Raw genomic sequence first — 16,150 nt, 5'->3', positions numbered from 1 at the left:
GCACTGGACAACGGTCTTGGTACCGCGCCCGCGCTGCGGTGCGACGACGGACCTACGAAGCTGCGTGGCCGCTGTTGCGGCAATGTCGTCTTACGATCGACGTTCCTTCAACCCGCACTTGTCCGACCATGAACAGCGTGAACGCCCTGGCCTGCACACCGCCAACCAATTTCTATATCGCATACAGCAACGGCCGCGAACCCATCAACGCCCCCACCCTGGCCAACCAGGCCACGATGGAGGTGAGAACGGATCAAGCCCAGAAGATTGCCGTCATTCAGCAGGATGGCCACCACATCAAGGTCGACAAGGTCGGGCCTGACGGCCAGCAGACCACTGTGGCCGACTTGGATCTCGGCGGTGTCGAAGACGCCCTCAAGATCGTGGGTGGCACGGATGCCAAAGACTTGAGGATCGACTCGCACACGTCGTGGTTCGACGTTTTAGGACACGGTACATCAACCTCGCTGGACCTCGGCGACGGCTATTCCGTCAAGATCGACAAGACCATCGACGAACATCAGTTGCTGTCGATGTTCGGCAACAATCCACCGACGTATACGACCAGCGTCGAGCTTACGGGTCCGAATGATGAGCACATCAGCTACGGCGCCGAGGGAGGTAGCGATTGGAGCCATTTCGACGTGCCGAAATTCGATTGCTGAGGTTGCTCACCGCGCGGACGCAGCAAGACGGCTAGCCATTGCCGTCAGTCCAGGGGACCAACAGGCCGAGCAGCGCCCGCGCGCCAATGCCGACGCCCAGCACGAGCGCCGGCTGGAACGTCGACAGCCCGCCCTTGTCGAGTAGAAAGTCGTCCGCTGCAGGCACGTTCGGCCCCTTGACCGCACCGCCGGCCGGCATGCGCCACCACGGCAGCAAGCTGTTGTGGCGCACCACCCGGCCCAGATCACGCCGGGCGCGGTAGGCATCGACATGCATCTGCTGAAACGCGCGGAAGAACCACCAGTCCGCCGATACCTTTCCAAGTTCGACGAGTGCTGATGACCATTGGTTGCTGCCGGCTGCCAACAGCAGATGGGCGGCGTCGGCGCCGGCAAATGGCAAGACGCCGAGCGTGGCCAGCTTGTTGGACCACTCCTGCAGCAACGTCACAGGCACCGGCTTGCCGGTAGGCGTTCCCACCTCCGGCAGGAACGGATACACGACGAGCGGACGATGCCCGAGGGCGACCAGCCATTGCAGCGGCCGGGGCAGATGCTCTGTTCCGCCGAACATCGAGGGCAGTCTTGCGCCCGCCGGCCGCACGGTCGGGTCCTGCTGCAACCGATCCGCCCGCAGGCTCAACGTGCGGCCCAGCCGAGCACTGATGCTGGCCATCGGATGCACAGCAGAAAAGATCAGCGTCGCGAGGTTCGCCAGCGTATCGCCTGCCGCCCGCAACGACGCGAACGACGGGTCGAAAAAGCCCGGATGCATCAGGTGCAACAGGTTGGAAACATCGTTCGGGCCGTAGCTCCATATGCGGATGATCTCAAGCAGCCAGCCAAGCTCGCTGCGGGCCGACAGAACCTGCCCGGGCGCGGCGTCCACCTGCCGCAGGGCATCGCTGTCGCGTGGATTTACCTTGAGCAACATGCCGAGCGTGCGGTAGCGGTCCCGGTCGGCTTTCGATACACCGCGCAACGTGCCGCGCCAGCCGGTCATGAGGCGCCACGTAGAAGCCGGCGAGGCATCGGCCTGACGCGCGATGCGCACGCGCACGCCATCCGACACCATCCCCAACGTCGACCGCAGGCCAAGCATGCCGAGCCCCAAAGCGTTCCAGTCCGCCAGCGTGAAAGTCGGCAGACCGTAACGCACGCCGGCGTAAGTGGCGGACGCGATCGTGGCCGTCGACGTCAACGCGCGGAACACCGGACCACGGATCTTCATGCCGCCGGAAACGGTCGGCGGCGTGTAGGGCTCACCGGGCTTGGGTCCGTAGGCGTTGCGCGGGTTGGGAATGCTCTCGTGATGACGCCGGCTGTTGGCGTCTACCGTCACGATGGCCCCCTGCGGTGCCTCGGGCGGCAGCCAGCCCACCTTGAGCATGTGGCCCAGATCGCGCGCACCCATCACGACGGGGTACGTAAACCGCACGCCTCGCCCGCCCGGAGCCTGCGCGATCTGGCGCGCCGCATCGCCGCGCGCCGCCGTGATCGACGACCACACCTGCGTGTCGGAAGCGTCCAGCGCCAGGCCGATGCCCTGCTCGCCAAAAACAGTTTGCGGCGGCCGCGAGGTTGTCACGAATACCGCGGTCTCCGGCTGACGGGAAGCCCAGAAACGCCCGGGCTCGTTCGAGAAGCCATTGAGCAGACGGCGCCAAAGCGGCTGCCACTCCAGCGGCCGCGGCTGAAGGTTGCTCAAGAACATGCGCCACGCTTCCTGCTCGTCGGAAATGTGCTCGGGGTCAACGCCCTCGCCGCGCAGCGCAAATGCAGTGGCGCGCTCCACGGCAGCATCGGCATCGACGGACGGATCGGGCAGCGCCGGCTTGAGTAACGGCAACGGCGGTTCAACGGTTTCCACGCGCGCGAAACCCCAGTCCTTCCGGTATCGCAAAGGCGGCGTGGTCACGGTTTCGAAGGCGGGGGATGTTCCCGGCGCGGCATCACGGTCGGCCGCTCGACGCAGGAAATACCGTTGAATGTCGATCCGCGCCTGGGCCGGTGTTCCAGCGGCAAAGGTGAATTGTTCGTAAGGCCGCTCGTTGCCGAAGTGGTAGGCATGTGCGGGCGGCTGCGAGGCATAGGCAGCGATGGCATCGGCCTTGAGCCTGCGCTCCGCATCGTTCAACTGCAGCGTCCAGGTACGCCCGCGCAGATTCAGCACGGAGGTCGGATACCAGCCGATCTCGTTCGCCCACATCAAGGGCATCGCCTGACCTGTGGAACGTTGGTAAGCCCGCGCAGCCTGGCGCATCAGGCGGCTGCTTTCGGCGTGGGCCGGATGCACGTTGCGGTTGATACGCAGCCCGACGGCCAGATCGTATTGCTCCGTGCGCATGCGTTCGGCCAGGTAGCGCACGATGAATCGCATGTTCCATCTGGCAACAATGCTGTAGCGCAGGACGCGCTCGCCGGGCCGGCGCCATGGGTTGATGTCGGCATTGCCGTGCAGCACCGTCACCTTCACCCGCGCGCCACCACCCAGCCGTGCATAGAACGCGCGCAGTTCCTCTTCGCGCAAGTGGCCCAGTGCGCCGGGTTCGGCAAATTCCGCACCGTCGCCGCCATACACGGGCAGTGGAATGCCGGACTCCGTGCTGAAGATCGTCCCGCCGTTGCCACGCGTGATGTACACCACGTGGATCTCTGTGCCTGCCGCGATGGCCCGCCGCAGCATGCCGGCCATGATGGTGTCGTCGTCGGGGTGCGCCAGCACCACCAGCATCTTGTTCACACCGACCGACTGCGCATCCGCACGCTGGCGCTTGGTACGCGGCATGCCGCCTGCGCGCCACTCGGCCGCTGTCATCGCCACGGCCATTTCCGTGGCGCCGGTCCCGCTGCGCGGCACGCGCGTCGTCCCAAAATCCGGATGCAACCACGCTGCCGGTGTTGTGCGCTCCACCGGTGCCACGTAGTCGACTGCATGCGTCAGCAGCATGGTCGCCACGTCCGGAACGAGCTGTGCCCACAAATCATCGCGATCGTGCTCGCTCATCTCGTCAAGATGCGGCAAGGCTTCGGCCACGCCATCCGCCAGGTTGACGCCGCCCGCCACGCCCGCGGCCCTGCCGAGCGCCCGGGCCACGGTGGTCGTGCGGGCAAGCGACGTGTTCAGCGCCGATGCGGCCGACGCCTCCAGTTCCGCACCCTCCGCCGCCGCCCGCGCACCGAGCACGAGCGCGCGGCCCAGCGCAACAGTCGCTGCGCCGCCAAGGCCTTCGGCCAGCACGGTGCCCCACACCCGGCGTGCGTGGCCGCTCGTCAGCGGGTTGAGGTCTTCGTCGTGCGAGATCATCTGAGGCAGATCCGAGCGTGCGGCGCCATACACAAGGCCCGCCGCACCGGCCAGCAACGGCACGATGCCGTCGGTCAGCACACCCGCGGCCAACAAACCGCCCGCCAGCACGGCGTCCAGATGGAAGGTACGGTTCGCCGCTTCGAACACACTCTCGATGCGCGCCTCGCCCATGAACAGACGCAGTTGCCCATCGGCATCGAAGCGATCGGCGCCTTGCGGGGCGAAGTCCGGCGCCACCATCAATGCGGCCTCGCCACCAACGGGCAAGTCGCACGCGTGGCGGAAATCGTCGAGCGAATCGTAGGTGCGGTTGGCGCCGGCATCCACCCAGCCGGTCGTGCCATCGGCGCGCGTGAACTGCATCAGCGCGCCGTCCTGGATCACGCTGTCGGCAGGTATCAGTTCGGAGCCAGGCTTGATGGCCGTGACAAACGGCAGGAAGTTCACCTGCAGCGGCCGCGTGCGATCGGCATCGCCATATGCGCGATCAACGATTCGCTGAAGCTGCGCCCGCACATCGGCCGGTGCCTCGGCAAACCAGCGCCCCTGCCGGGCAGCCTCGACAAGTGCCTGCGGCGTGGGTGCATCCAGATCGGTCACGGGCAGGATGCCGAACGCCAGGCCCGCGAGATTCGTCAATTGATCGGCCGACGACACCGTGATGGCCTGATCGCCAAACTGCAGGAAGAACTGCTGGAGATACGGTCGGGCCAACTCCTCGCCGTGCGTTCGGAACAGCTCGAAACGCGCGGCCGCGTCGTCCTGCCGGGCTGGTGACAGGGCAGCAAGCAGATCCTGTGCGTGCGCGCCGGCCTCGTCGGTCTGGGCTTGCAGACGCGCGCGGGTGGCGTCTTGCGTGCCTTGTCGGGCGCTGTCGACCTTCGCGCGCAGTCCGGCAAGCGTCTTCGCATCGGCGCCGGTGGCTTGAGCCATGCGCAAGTCCTGCTCGGCGCCATGCAGCGTGCGCTGTGCAGTCTGCCGCGTCAGCTCCGCCTGTGCACGGTCGGCTGTGGCCTGGGAGTGCGCAGCCTGTCGCTGCGCGTCGCCCGCCAACTTGCCGGTGAGCGTCTTGGCGTTGTCGGCAGCCAGGAAGGCGGCCGTCCACGTCGGCACCGCATCCTGACGCGCCTGCGCAAGCGCCGCCGTAGTGGGCAGCGCTTGCGTGCGCGGCTGGCACTGCAGAATCTGCTGCTGCCGGGCTTGCTGATCGGCATACTGTGCGTCGGCAACGCGCTGCTCCGGAGCGACGTCGGCTTGCGCCTTGACGAGCGCATCGTCGCCGGCCTGCTGAAGGTTCTGCGCTTCGTCGTCGGGGATGGCCCCGCTGGCGCGCCCGGCGACCACGGCATCGTGGTACGTGTGCCAGTCGCCGCGATGGGCGGCGTCAGAAAGCACGGCCAATGCGTCGGCATGTACCGCGTCGTGCGTGTGGTTAAGGACGAGCGTGGCATTGCGGGCAGTTGCCTGAGCGTCGCTCCATTGCGTGCGCGCATCCAACGTGGCCTGTGAGGGTTCGTCGGGCAGGTTGCGCGCCGACGGCCTCGCGGCGCGGTCACTGGCCTCGGCTGAATCCAGCACTTGCCGCGCATCGTCGAGCTGGCGCTGCGCCATGTCCCGTGCAACGCGTGCGTCGGCCTCGTCGGCCTGTGCCCGCGCGAGCACCAGCGCGGGCACCGCAGCCTCCTGGCGCTGCTTCTGCTGGACCGTCATCACCGTCTGAACATGGCCGCCGGGCTGTGCCGCGGCCACCACAGCGGCCTGCAGATGCGTTCGGGCAGCGGCGGCCATGTCGTTCGCCAGTTGCCCATTGCGTTGCGCCTGCTGACACGCTGCTTGGGCGGCCGCTTCTTCGGCGTGTTGGCCACGTGACTGCGCGATCAATGCCGCGCGCTCGGCCTGCAGCGCCTGCAAGGCGAACTGCGCGGCCAGGTAAGCCGCCTGCGCCAGTTGCCGTGCGGGGTCGGTCGTCTCGGAGTCGATGGACTGAGCAGGCTGCGCCGCTGTCACCGCGCGCTGCGCGTCGTGAATCTGTGTTGCGAGGTCGCGCAGACGCGCCTGCTGATCCGAAGAAAAAATGAGAGAAGACGACGCAGTGGACGCGTCCACCAACGCAGGCAAGGTGACAGGCATACAGCAGCACGTAAGGTCAGATGCTGCGACCTTACGTGCCGCCCGCACATGCGGTGTTCCGGATTTTGCTAATGCAGCGAGCACATATGCCAGTTGCGCGCGGGCCGGTGCCGCACGCGCACTTCAGGCCTTACTGGATGCCGTAGCCGCTCAGAACAATTTGCGATAAACCACGAAGCCCGACTTGTCCGCCAACGTGTCATACAACCGCATGGCGGTCGCGTTGGTTTCGTGCGTCTGCCAATAGACGCGTGGCAAGCCGTCGGCCTGCGCGCGACGGTACACCGCTTCGATCAAGGCCCGGCCCACGCCCTGCCCGCGCGCGGCCTGCGCCGTAAACAGATCCTGCAAATAGCAGCTCATGCCGATTTGCGTGGTGCTGCGGTGGTAGAGGAAGTGCACGATGCCGAGCAGCTCGCCGCCACGCTCGGCCACCAACGCGTAGACAGGCTCCGCTTCGTCGAAGAAGCGCTGCCATGTCGTCTGCGTGACGATGTCGGGCAAGGCGGTCTCGGCCGCACGGCCGTAAAAGGCGTTGTAGCCATCCCAGAGGGGTTTCCAGGCGGCAAAGTCGTCTTGGTGGATGTGGCGGATCAGCAGGTCGTCGGGCGTGGGCATGGTGGGCTGAATGGGTGGCAACGCTCCGGCATTCTGCCAGCCGGCTGCTCCACATGCAGCCGGCTTTCCTACTGATGGCTTAGCGCGGGCCGAGCGCCGAAAGATCGACCCCGTCTTGCACCAACTCGTCCTGGACCTTGTGCTGGGCCGCGTCGTTCGGCGAGCCGTACCCGAAGACGGTGTGAAGCCCCGGCGGTATGTGTTGCTGCACAAACTCCTGCGTGTGCTTGTCCGCTGCGTCCAACACGCTGGTCTTGTACAAGTAAGAGAAATCACGGTCGCCGTTGAGCAGTGCCGTCGACGTATCGTCCGCGGTGTCCAGGACGCGTGCAGCGTCGCTAACGCGGGTCATGCCGCCGACCAGTTCCGTCTGCAGTTGTTGTGCATTCGCCTGTCGCTGCGGCGCATTGACCGGTAAGCCAGCCTCGCGCAGCGCCTGTGCCGCGACGGCGGCATCGATGAACTGCCCGGTCACGACGCTGATTGTCTGTGCAGCACGGTCAGCGTCCAATCCGGGGTTGCCGCCCCGGTCAAACGCTTGCTTAACCGGGTCGGCAATTTTCTCCGCCGCAGCCGCCTCGCTCTGGTGGTACTCCAGATACTGGCCCCAGTCAGTCCGAGAAGAGTCACCCGAGAACACCTCAATATTGGCATCCTGTACCGTGCGGCTGGTAGCGCCGATTTTTGTCGTGACGTCATCCACGAGAGCTTTGACGCCGCTCTTGCCAACATCACCCAGCGCACCGTCCTCAAGATACGAGTCAAGGTTACGTAGCGCGACCGTGGCGTCCTGCTCGTCGACCATTGCGCGGCCCACTCGCGTGCGAGCTGCATCAATATCGGTGTCGCTCGGATCAGCCGGTAGATTAAGGCGATCCTGATCCCACCATTGCGCGTTGCTGTCTTTGGTGGCCCGGCTGGCCACGACCAGATCCTGCACGCTCACCGTTGGCGAAGCAGCTTCATTCACAAATTTCTTTAGCGTCTCCAGGCAATCCTGGATGCTGGGCCGCGTTTGCACTGCCTGATACCCAGGGCCGTGGCCGTCGATCATCATCGTCATGCTGTTTCCTTAGCGTTGAGAATCAGATCAGCGTAAAGGCACCGCGCGCTGATGTTGACTACGCCAACTCGTGCCTGCGCGCCTTGTCCGCTGCCATGTGCTGCCCACGCCATTGGAACGTCCGTGCGCGCTCATACCCTAGGGATTGTCCGCAGCAGAACCGCCGGGGAAAGAAAGTTTGATGAAAGCATCGACCCTCTACAGTGCGCTCCATGGCCCGGTCACGACCCAGTATCGGGCAGTGCGATCTCCACGCACATCAGCGTCACCACGATAAGGGTCGGGTGTTGTACCAGCCATATCGCCGGACCCAACGGGATGTCAGTCCGGCGTCCGCTTCAATCGGTCTTTCCTGCTGTCAACCTTGCGGCCCACCGTCCTCCCGGTGGGCTGTTTTCTTTTCAGGGTTGCGCGGGGGTGGGCAACACCAGGCGCTGCGTCAACCGCTGCACCGTCGGCGCGGCGATCAGTACGATGGTGAACGCAGCCGGCCAGGCCAGCACAAAGGCATGCGCCCAGCGGGCGAGAAAGTCAGGGCTGATACCGGCGTTGATCCAACCGATCCAGCCAGTCATGAGCAGCGACATCAGGCCAGACATCAGCCACGCAAAAATGACACGAAGACGTGTGGGAGTAGAGACGGGCATCGACATGGCGGTTCTCCTTGCAAGCCATCAAATGTGATTGACGGTATGCTAGACAACCGCGTTTCAAGAAACTATAGACGTTTATTGAAACTTAAATTCCAAAAATGGAATCATGCTCGACGATCTTGCCCTCTTTGTTTCCATCGTGGACCACGGCAGCCTGCAGGCCGCAGCCCGTCATGCCAATCTGCCGCCCGCCACGCTGACACGGCGCCTGCAGAAGCTCGAGACGTCGCTTGGTTGCCAGCTTCTGCTGCGCAGCGCCCGCAGCCTGAAGCCGACGCCGGAAGGCCAGCTTTACTACGAGCAATGCCGCCCGCTGCTGACCGCGCTTGCGCAAACCACGGCCACACTCGACGACGATCTCAACCAGGTGAAGGGCACCCTGCGCGTGCTGGCGCCACTGAATCTGTCGCGCGGGCTTCTCGCACCTGCGTACGCAAGCTTCATGGCGACGTGGCCCGAGATTCGCCTGGAGCTATCGCTGAGCAACCGCAATGAAGACGTGTGGCGGCATGGCGCCGATCTTGCCATCCGCGTCGGCCAGCAGGACGACCCGAAGTTGCGACAACGCCGGCTGGGTGTCATCGGGATGGTGCTGGCGGCGTCGCCCGCGTACGTGGCCGAGCATGGCGCGCCGACACATCCGCATGAGCTTCAGGCGCACCAGTTGTTGGTGTCGTCGCCACTCTCGACATGGCGCTTCACCTCACCCGATGGCGAGGAAACCATCGAGTTGCAGCCTCGAGGACGCTGCGACCTGAACGATATCGAACTTGGCGTGACGCTGGCCGAAACAGGCCTCGGCCTGCTGTACTGTCCGCACACGCTCTGCCATCCGGCGCTGGAGGCAGGCAGGCTGGTGCGCCTGCTGCCGGAATGGCGGACACCGCAGCGGCCCATCTACGCGGTGTGGCCGCAGCAACAGCTGCCACGCAAGGTGCGTACGTTGCTGGAGCATCTGGCGGCCTTCGCCGCGGCCACGCCCTTGCTGCAGGCCGATGTCGTACCGAGTGCTTCCCACACTGCTTGAAACGGGTAAAAACACGCGTTGCCGCATCAGCCGATCACCCCGTAGGCTGGAGATTCCCTCACCGATTTCACTGGAGGCCCGATGCACAGCAGCCACGTGGTGCGCTCCGGCAACCTTCGCCTGCATGCTCGCATGACCCTGCCCGCCGACGTATCCGCACGGCAGCGCCCTGCCATCGTGCTTGTGCATGGCTATCCGGACGACAGTTCCGTCTGGCACGGCGTGCGCGATACCCTGGCGCGCGACCGCCGGGTGCTCACCTTCGACGTGCGCGGTGCCGGCCTGTCAGATGCGCCCGCAGACACCACCGGTTACCGCATTCCCCAATTTGTCGACGACCTTGCCGCCGTGGCTGATGCGCTGCTGCCCGGCGAGCGCTTTCATCTAGTCGGGCACGACTGGGGCTCCATCCACAGTTGGGAATCGGTGACGACCGATCGGCTGCGCGGGCGCATCGCGTCATACACGTCGATCTCGGGCCCGTGCCTGGACCACGTCGGCCACTGGATGCGCGCGCAGCTCGATGCCGGCACATGGACCGCCAAACGTGCGGTGTGGAAGCAGCGGCTGCAATCCTGGTATGTGGGGTATTTCCACCTGCCGCTGGTGCCGGAATGGTCGTGGCGGCTGTGGGTCGCGCGCGCCTGGCCATGGTGGCTGCACAAAACGGAAGGCATCCGCATCGAAGCCCAGCGACCGACGCTTGTGCGCGATGCCTGCAATGGCGTGCGCATGTATCGCGCAAATTTTCGCGACCGCCTCACGCGCCCCCAGGCACGTGCACCGCATGCACCCGTGCAACTGATCGTGCCAACGCGCGACCGCTACGTCAGCCCCGCCGTTACACGCGCGGTGGAAGCCTGGGTATCGCACTACTGGCGCCACGAGGTCGACGCGGGTCACTGGCTGCCGTTGCGTCGCCCCGATTGGGTTGCGGACCGCATCCGCCGCTTTGCCGACTATGTCGAATCCGGCCACGAACCTGCCGAATTGCGGCAGGCCCGCGTGGCCGGCACCCTGGCAACGACCTGACGCAACTAGAGCATTGCGCCCAACGCAAACGTTGACGCGCGTGTAACACACTGTAATCATCGTCCGCCACAACGCTGACGGCGCGCCATGACCTGGCGCCCGGACGGCTCGAGCCGCCGCTTCGCGCAAACCGCGTCGCCGGCCATCGATACAAGAAACAGGGACAAGACAATGAAAAGCAAGGTCGTGGTGTACGGCCCGCTCTACGGGAAGTGGTACGCAATCCTGGTCAACGACGGTGTGGCCGCCGAATCCAACCAGTTTGGCTCGTACGAAGCCGCCATGGGTTTCGCTTCACGCCGATATCCGGAGCTTGAGCAGGAGCGGCAGCCTTACGCGCGAGGCCGCGAAGAAAGCGAGGACGGAAGCGACAGCCGGGAAGCAGCGCCGATCTGACCACGCCGGGCGGCATTGATACCGCCCTTGCTAACCACAGCGTTAGCGGCCTGCCCCGCAAAAGCGGCCGGCAATCCATTCGAACACGCTGCCTTCGCGCAGCGAGCGGCTTTGCGCCTCGTCGCCGTAGTGGATCTGGTAGAGCGGCTTGCCGCTGGCATTGCGCGCGCGATAGAGCGTTTGCGCAATCACCGTGTAGCTACGTCGCGCGCAATCGAGCACCACCTGCTTGACCGAAGAGCGGATCGGCTGGCCATCTGCCGTTTTGATCGTGAAGTCGGGCAGCACGTTGCGCAGCAGCCGGAAGTGCACGGTATGCGAATCGGCATCCGCCTCAGCACTTGGCTCTGGCTTGACCGATTGCCGATCGATATACGACACGATGCCGTTGATGCTCTCGAACCGGCGCCAGCGGGAATCGGCGCTGGCCGATTCGAGCGGGGGAGCCACACCGCCCGTAACGGCTTGCGCGGACGCTGTCGGCACAGCGGCCGACGCAGACACGGTTTGTGCGGATACGGGCATCGCTGCCCACTGCGCGGCAACCAGAGCGGTCGCCGCGATGGCACTTTGCCAGCGCCAGCCTCCTGTTTTCATGGGATGTCTCGCCTTGCTACAAAAACTCAGCGGGCGATTCTACCGTGCTGGCGCAACCGCTTACATCACATCTGGCCGACGGGCTCGGCAACGTCCACGCCGGCAAAGCGCAGATACAAGGTGCGCAGTGCCTGCGTGAGCGGGCCCGGCTGACCGTTGCCGATCTGCTCGCCGTCAATCGACACCACCGGCATCACGAACGTCGACGCGCTCGTGTAGAACGCTTCGGCCGCTTGCTGGGCTTCGGCCACGGTAAAGGTGCGCTCCTCCAGCGTCAGGCCATGTTCGCGCGCCAGCGCCAGGATCGACACGCGCGTGATGCCTGGCAGCACAGCGTTCGACAGCGGACGCGTAATCAAGCGTTTATCGGCGGTGATGATGAACGCGGTCGACGACGCGCCTTCGGTCACGCGGTCGCCATCGGTCATCCAGGCTTCGTGCGCGCCAGCGCGGGCGGCGATCTGCTTGGCCATCACCTGCGGCAATAGGCCCACGCTTTTGATATCGCAACGCTTCCAGCGCAGATCGGGCACCGTCACCACGGCTGCGCCCTTCTTTGCGAGCGGGCTGTTGACGATGGACTTGACCTGCGTGAAGGCCACGGCCGTCGGCGTGATGTCTGCCGGGATGCCGAAATCACGCTCGGCCACGCCCCGCGTGACCTGCATGTAGACCACGCCCTCTTCCAACCCATTGCGCGCCACCAGCTCTTCGCACACACGCGTCCATTCGGCAGCGGTGTATGGGTTGTCGATGCTGATCTCCGAAAGCGAGCGGGTCAAGCGGGCGAGGTGCGCATCGTTGTCGACAAGCTTGCCGCGCGCCACGGCGGTCACTTCGTAGATGCCATCGGCAAAGGTAAAGCCACGATCCATGACGGAGACGGTGGCTTCGGCGGCCGGCACGTATTGGCCGTTCAGGAAGATGATTCGGGACATGCTGAGCGAGGGGATTCAAGTGCGGGCGGGACTGCCCTGCCAACGAATTTACAGGATACGTGCGCCATGCCGCGAATACCGATGTGTGCCCACATTATGCGAAAACAGCATGATGCGCGGGACACGTCCGGTAAACTCTGTCGTTTCTCGGCCAGTCGCGCGCCCATGTCCGAACTCACCATCCGTCCGATCGTTGCAGACGACCTGCCCGGCATCCTCGCCGTGCAGCAGGCGTGCTACGGCGGCGGGTTCCTGGAACCGGGCGATGCGCTTGCCAGCCGCTGGGCGCGCAGCCCGGCCATGTGCCTGGTCGCACTGCGTGGGTCTGAAGTAGTGGGATACCTGCTCTCGCATGCGTGGCACGCATGGACGCCGCCCAAATTGCACGTGCCGCTGCCCGACACGGATGCAGCCGATGTTCTCTGGTTCGTGCACGACATGGCTATCGCGCCGGAGGGCCGCGGCCAGCGTTTGGGCGAGCGGCTTTACGCCATGGCGTGCGCCCGCGCCCAGACGCAAGGGCTGGACCAATCCCGGCTGGTAGCGGTGCAAGGCGCGGATGTCTTCTGGCGCCGCCTGGGTTATCAGTCCGTCGACATGGATAGCGCCGCGTTGGGAGCCCTGCGCGCCATCTACGGCGAGGATGCTGAATTGATGGAACGTGCATTGCCGTGAGCGGCCATCGCGTCACTCCGTTACAATTTGCAACACCCGTATATCTTCTGTAAGACTGCGCGCGCCCCGTTCAACTACAGTGCGTCGTCTTGAGGAATTTCCACATGCATAAGAACTTCGCGCTGTACGTGCTGGCAGCCGTAGCGGCGCTGTCGTCGCAGGCGGCCCTCGCCCGCGTCAATGTCGACATTGGAATCGGCGTGCCTGTCGCGCCCGTTTATGTCGAGCCGGCGCCGGTCTATGCCCCCGCTCCCGTGTACGCACCGCCCCCGCCGCCGGCCTACTACGCGCCGCCACCGGTCTATGTCGCGCCGCAGCCGGTCATCGTTGCGCCTGGCTACTACGACGATGGCCGCGGCCGCGAGTGGCAGGAACGCCAATGGCGCGAACAGCGCTGGCGTGAGCGTGAATGGCGCAGGCACCATCGTCACGACTACGACGATTGATCTTGCACCCGGCTGCGCTCACGCGGCCTTTTTTGCCAGGCCCAGATAGGTCTCGATCACACGCGGGTTGACGGCCAACTCCTGCGCGGGGCCTTCGAGCGTCATATCGCCGGTCTCCAGCACGTAACCATAGTCGGCCACTTGCAGAGCGGCACGTGCGTTCTGCTCGATCAGCAGCGTTGCCACGCCGGTTTTGCGCAGGTCGCTGATGATGTGGAAGATCTCTTTGACGATGAGCGGCGCGAGACCCAGGCTCGGCTCATCCAGCATCAGCAACTGCGGCTTGGCCATCAACGCGCGGCCCACGGCGAGCATCTGGCGCTCGCCGCCGGAAAGCGTGCCGGCTTCCTGCGCACGACGCTCTTTCAGGCGCGGGAACAGGTCGTATACCACCTCCATCTGATCGAGGTAGTTGCGCTCACCCGCCCGCTTGCGGCGGTACGCGCCAAGCACGAGGTTGTCTTCCACGCTCATGGTGGCAAACAGCTCGCGCTTTTCCGGCACTAGGCACATGCCGCGTGCCACGCGCTTTTCCACCGGCAGACCGGTCAGGTTGTGACCGAGGTATGAGACCACGCCGCTGGCCGACCCGATGGTCGGCAGCGCGCCCATCATGGCGCCCAGCATGGTCGATTTGCCCGCGCCGTTCGGGCCGATGACGGTCACGATCTGGCCCGCCCCCACCTTCAGGTTGGCGCCGTGCAGCGCCTCCACCTTGCCGTAGCGGACGTGCAGGTCCTTCACTTCGAGGATGATCGACATGCGCGCTCTCCTTATTCCACGCCGCCAAGGTAGGCTTCCAGCACCGCGGGATTCTGCTGCACTTCCTGCGGCAGCCCTTCGGCGATCTTCGTGCCGAATTCCATGACGACCAGCCGATCGGTGAGGTTCATGACGAAGTCCATGTCGTGCTCCACCAGCAGCACGCTCATGCCTTCGGCTTTCAACTTGGTGAGCAGCGCTGCAAGCGCCTGCTTTTCCTTGTAGCGCAGGCCGGCGGCCGGCTCATCGAGCAGCAGCAGCGCCGGGTCGCAACACAGCGCACGGGCGATTTCCAAAATGCGTTGCTGGCCCAGTGCCAGGCTGCCGGCTTCCTGGTACATGCAATCGGCCAAGCCCACGCGTTCCAGTTGGCGGCGCGCTTCAAACAGCAGCTTCTGCTCTTCGGCTTGGTTCATGCGCACCACGCTGGCAAGCACGCCGCCCTGCGCCGCGAAGTCGCCGCGCAGGTGGGCGCCGAGCGCTACGTTTTCCAGCACGGTCATGCCCGACAGCAATTGCACATGCTGGAAGGTGCGGCCGATACCGCGTTTGACGATCTCACGCGACGGCTTGCCGCTGATGTGCTCGCCACGGTAGAGCACCTCACCACGCGTGACTGGCAGCACGCCGGTCACCAGGTTGAAGGTGGTCGACTTGCCCGCGCCATTGGGGCCGATCAGGCCGATGATCTCGCCGGCTTTCACTTGAAAGCTGACGTCATTCACGGCAACAAGGCCACCAAACTCCTTGCGCGCGGAGCGTACGTCGAGGATCAGCTCGCCAGCTTGCGGCTTCTCGCGCTGCTTGAGTGCCGGTGCGTCGTCGGGAGCACGCGCCGTCGGGGCCGACGGAAACAGCTTGCGGATGAACGGCCAGACGCCATCACGCGCGTACTGCAGCAACAGCACCAGCAGCACGCCGAACACGATGATCTCGAAGTTGCCATTGGAGCCCAGCAACTTCGGCAGGATGCTCTGCAGGCTGTCTTTCAGGATGGTCAGCAAACCCGCGCCAAGCACCGCGCCCCACACGTGGCCCACACCACCGACCACCGCCATGAACAGGTATTCGATGCCGTAGTTCAGGCCGAACGGCGTTGGGTTCACCGCGCGCTGCAGATGCGCGTAGAGAAAGCCCGAAATGCACGCCAGCACCGCCGCAAACACGAAGATCACCACCTTCATCCAGGCCGTGTTCACCCCCATCGCCTCGGCCATCGTGCCACCGCCCTTGAGCGCGCGGATGGCGCGGCCTGGGCGCGAATTCAGCAGGTTCTGCACCGCCAGCACCGCAACGATAACGACAGCCCAGATCAGGTAGAACATCTCACGGCCGGTCTGCAACGGCTTGCCGAGCACGTTCAGCACAGGAATGCCGTTCAGCCCGTCGTACTTGCCCAGAAATTCAAGGTTGCCAAACAGGAAGAACAACGAGAGGCCCCACGCAATCGTCGCCAGCGGCAGGTAGTGGCCCGACATGCGCATCGTGATCAGGCCGATCACATATGCACTGACCACCGTGATCACCAGCCCGGCCAGCAAGCCGATCCACGGCGAAACACCGTACTGCGTCGTCAGGTACGCAGTGCTGTACGCGCCCAGCCCAACGAACGCCGCTTGCCCGAACGAGGTCAGCCCACCCACCCCCGTCAGCAGCACCAGCCCCAGCGCGACGAGGCTATAGAGCCCGATGTAGTTCAGCAGCGTGATCCAGAACTCGGGCGTGGGCACGATCGGAATCAACGCAAGCACAACCACAAACAAGGCGGTCAGCACGCGATTGCGCGAAAGCCAGCTGCGCTGCGCCGTGCCCTCGGAAGATTTGGTCAGCGTGTTCAT

General features: G+C 64.9%; 14 protein-coding genes. 6 read left to right on the top strand and 8 right to left on the bottom strand.

The window, feature by feature from the left end:
* Positions 1-128: 128 nt before the first annotated feature.
* Entirely contained in the window at positions 129-665 is a 537-nt protein-coding gene (locus BM136_RS07860; RefSeq protein ID WP_092971305.1) for a hypothetical protein, read from the top strand.
* 31 nt (positions 666-696) lie between these two features.
* On the opposite strand, the gene BM136_RS07855 is transcribed toward BM136_RS07860, so the two are convergent.
* The 4 genes from BM136_RS07855 to BM136_RS07840 all read right to left on the bottom strand — a co-directional run bounded on the left by BM136_RS07855 (position 697) and on the right by BM136_RS07840 (position 8,439).
* Complete coding sequence (locus BM136_RS07855) at positions 697-6,105, bottom strand: PIG-L family deacetylase (RefSeq protein ID WP_092971304.1); 5,409 nt, start codon at positions 6,103-6,105, stop codon at positions 697-699.
* A 150-nt stretch (positions 6,106-6,255) separates the two neighbouring features.
* Complete coding sequence (locus BM136_RS07850; protein ID WP_092971303.1) at positions 6,256-6,723, bottom strand: GNAT family N-acetyltransferase; 468 nt, start codon at positions 6,721-6,723, stop codon at positions 6,256-6,258.
* A gap of 79 nt (positions 6,724-6,802) precedes the next feature.
* Positions 6,803-7,786: a hypothetical protein gene (locus BM136_RS07845; RefSeq protein ID WP_092971302.1), complete on the bottom strand. Its 984-nt coding sequence runs from the start codon at positions 7,784-7,786 to the stop codon at positions 6,803-6,805.
* Between the two features lie 401 nt (positions 7,787-8,187).
* Positions 8,188-8,439: a DUF2798 domain-containing protein gene (locus tag BM136_RS07840; protein WP_092971301.1), complete on the bottom strand. Its 252-nt coding sequence runs from the start codon at positions 8,437-8,439 to the stop codon at positions 8,188-8,190.
* A 106-nt stretch (positions 8,440-8,545) separates the two neighbouring features.
* Here BM136_RS07840 and BM136_RS07835 point away from each other — a divergent pair, with 106 nt between their 5' ends.
* The 3 genes from BM136_RS07835 (at position 8,546) to BM136_RS07825 (ending at position 10,894) form a co-directional block, all read left to right on the top strand.
* Positions 8,546-9,466, top strand: coding sequence for a LysR family transcriptional regulator (locus BM136_RS07835; protein WP_092971300.1), 921 nt, complete (start codon positions 8,546-8,548; stop codon positions 9,464-9,466).
* Positions 9,467-9,547: 81 nt separating this feature from the next.
* Positions 9,548-10,498 carry an alpha/beta fold hydrolase gene (locus BM136_RS07830; RefSeq protein ID WP_092971299.1) on the top strand — a complete coding sequence of 317 codons (951 nt, stop codon included), beginning with the start codon at positions 9,548-9,550 and terminating at the stop codon, positions 10,496-10,498.
* An 87-nt stretch (positions 10,499-10,585) separates the two neighbouring features.
* Positions 10,586-10,894: a hypothetical protein gene (locus BM136_RS07825; RefSeq protein WP_254775637.1), complete on the top strand. Its 309-nt coding sequence runs from the start codon at positions 10,586-10,588 to the stop codon at positions 10,892-10,894.
* A 42-nt stretch (positions 10,895-10,936) separates the two neighbouring features.
* On the opposite strand, the gene BM136_RS07820 is transcribed toward BM136_RS07825, so the two are convergent.
* Both BM136_RS07820 and BM136_RS07815 read right to left on the bottom strand, forming a co-directional pair.
* Positions 10,937-11,491, bottom strand: coding sequence for a surface-adhesin E family protein (locus BM136_RS07820; RefSeq protein WP_092971298.1), 555 nt, complete (start codon positions 11,489-11,491; stop codon positions 10,937-10,939).
* 65 nt (positions 11,492-11,556) lie between these two features.
* Positions 11,557-12,429 (bottom strand): D-amino-acid transaminase, encoded by an 873-nt coding sequence (locus BM136_RS07815; RefSeq protein WP_092971297.1) that lies wholly within the window; start codon positions 12,427-12,429, stop codon positions 11,557-11,559.
* Between the two features lie 165 nt (positions 12,430-12,594).
* Here BM136_RS07815 and BM136_RS07810 point away from each other — a divergent pair, with 165 nt between their 5' ends.
* A complete protein-coding gene (locus BM136_RS07810; protein ID WP_092971296.1) occupies positions 12,595-13,104 on the top strand; it encodes a GNAT family N-acetyltransferase in 510 nt (169 codons plus the stop codon).
* A gap of 104 nt (positions 13,105-13,208) precedes the next feature.
* The gene (locus tag BM136_RS07805; RefSeq protein ID WP_092971295.1) at positions 13,209-13,550 is read left to right on the top strand and encodes a hypothetical protein; all 342 of its coding nucleotides are present in this window, start codon (positions 13,209-13,211) and stop codon (positions 13,548-13,550) included.
* Positions 13,551-13,568: 18 nt separating this feature from the next.
* Here the strand turns inward: BM136_RS07805 and BM136_RS07800 are convergent, their stop codons facing one another.
* Positions 13,569-14,312: an ABC transporter ATP-binding protein gene (locus tag BM136_RS07800; RefSeq protein ID WP_092971294.1), complete on the bottom strand. Its 744-nt coding sequence runs from the start codon at positions 14,310-14,312 to the stop codon at positions 13,569-13,571.
* 11 nt (positions 14,313-14,323) lie between these two features.
* Positions 14,324-16,150 (bottom strand): branched-chain amino acid ABC transporter ATP-binding protein/permease, encoded by a 1,827-nt coding sequence (locus BM136_RS07795; RefSeq protein ID WP_092971293.1) that lies wholly within the window; start codon positions 16,148-16,150, stop codon positions 14,324-14,326.

The organism is Ralstonia sp. NFACC01 (assembly GCF_900115545.1).
GTDB lineage: Bacteria > Pseudomonadota > Gammaproteobacteria > Burkholderiales > Burkholderiaceae > Ralstonia > Ralstonia mojiangensis.
The sequence above is the reverse complement of the archived record's forward strand: the minus strand, read 5'-3'. Positions and strand labels throughout refer to the sequence as shown.

Bases quoted from the DNA above. Each gene is read 5' to 3' on its own strand.
- BM136_RS07810 (WP_092971296.1), top strand. From the start codon at position 12,595: ATGTCCGAACTCACCATCCGTCCGATCGTTGCAGACGACCTGCCCGGC.
- BM136_RS07850 (WP_092971303.1), bottom strand. From the start codon at position 6,723: ATGCCCACGCCCGACGACCTGCTGATCCGCCACATCCACCAAGACGAC.
- BM136_RS07800 (WP_092971294.1), bottom strand. From the start codon at position 14,312: ATGTCGATCATCCTCGAAGTGAAGGACCTGCACGTCCGCTACGGCAAG.
- BM136_RS07825 (WP_254775637.1), top strand. From the start codon at position 10,586: ATGACCTGGCGCCCGGACGGCTCGAGCCGCCGCTTCGCGCAAACCGCG.
- BM136_RS07835 (WP_092971300.1), top strand. From the start codon at position 8,546: ATGCTCGACGATCTTGCCCTCTTTGTTTCCATCGTGGACCACGGCAGC.
- BM136_RS07795 (WP_092971293.1), bottom strand. From the start codon at position 16,150: ATGAACACGCTGACCAAATCTTCCGAGGGCACGGCGCAGCGCAGCTGG.
- BM136_RS07855 (WP_092971304.1), bottom strand. From the start codon at position 6,105: ATGCCTGTCACCTTGCCTGCGTTGGTGGACGCGTCCACTGCGTCGTCT.
- BM136_RS07815 (WP_092971297.1), bottom strand. From the start codon at position 12,429: ATGTCCCGAATCATCTTCCTGAACGGCCAATACGTGCCGGCCGCCGAA.
- BM136_RS07830 (WP_092971299.1), top strand. From the start codon at position 9,548: ATGCACAGCAGCCACGTGGTGCGCTCCGGCAACCTTCGCCTGCATGCT.
- BM136_RS07820 (WP_092971298.1), bottom strand. From the start codon at position 11,491: ATGAAAACAGGAGGCTGGCGCTGGCAAAGTGCCATCGCGGCGACCGCT.
- BM136_RS07840 (WP_092971301.1), bottom strand. From the start codon at position 8,439: ATGTCGATGCCCGTCTCTACTCCCACACGTCTTCGTGTCATTTTTGCG.
- BM136_RS07805 (WP_092971295.1), top strand. From the start codon at position 13,209: ATGCATAAGAACTTCGCGCTGTACGTGCTGGCAGCCGTAGCGGCGCTG.
- BM136_RS07860 (WP_092971305.1), top strand. From the start codon at position 129: ATGAACAGCGTGAACGCCCTGGCCTGCACACCGCCAACCAATTTCTAT.
- BM136_RS07845 (WP_092971302.1), bottom strand. From the start codon at position 7,786: ATGACGATGATGATCGACGGCCACGGCCCTGGGTATCAGGCAGTGCAA.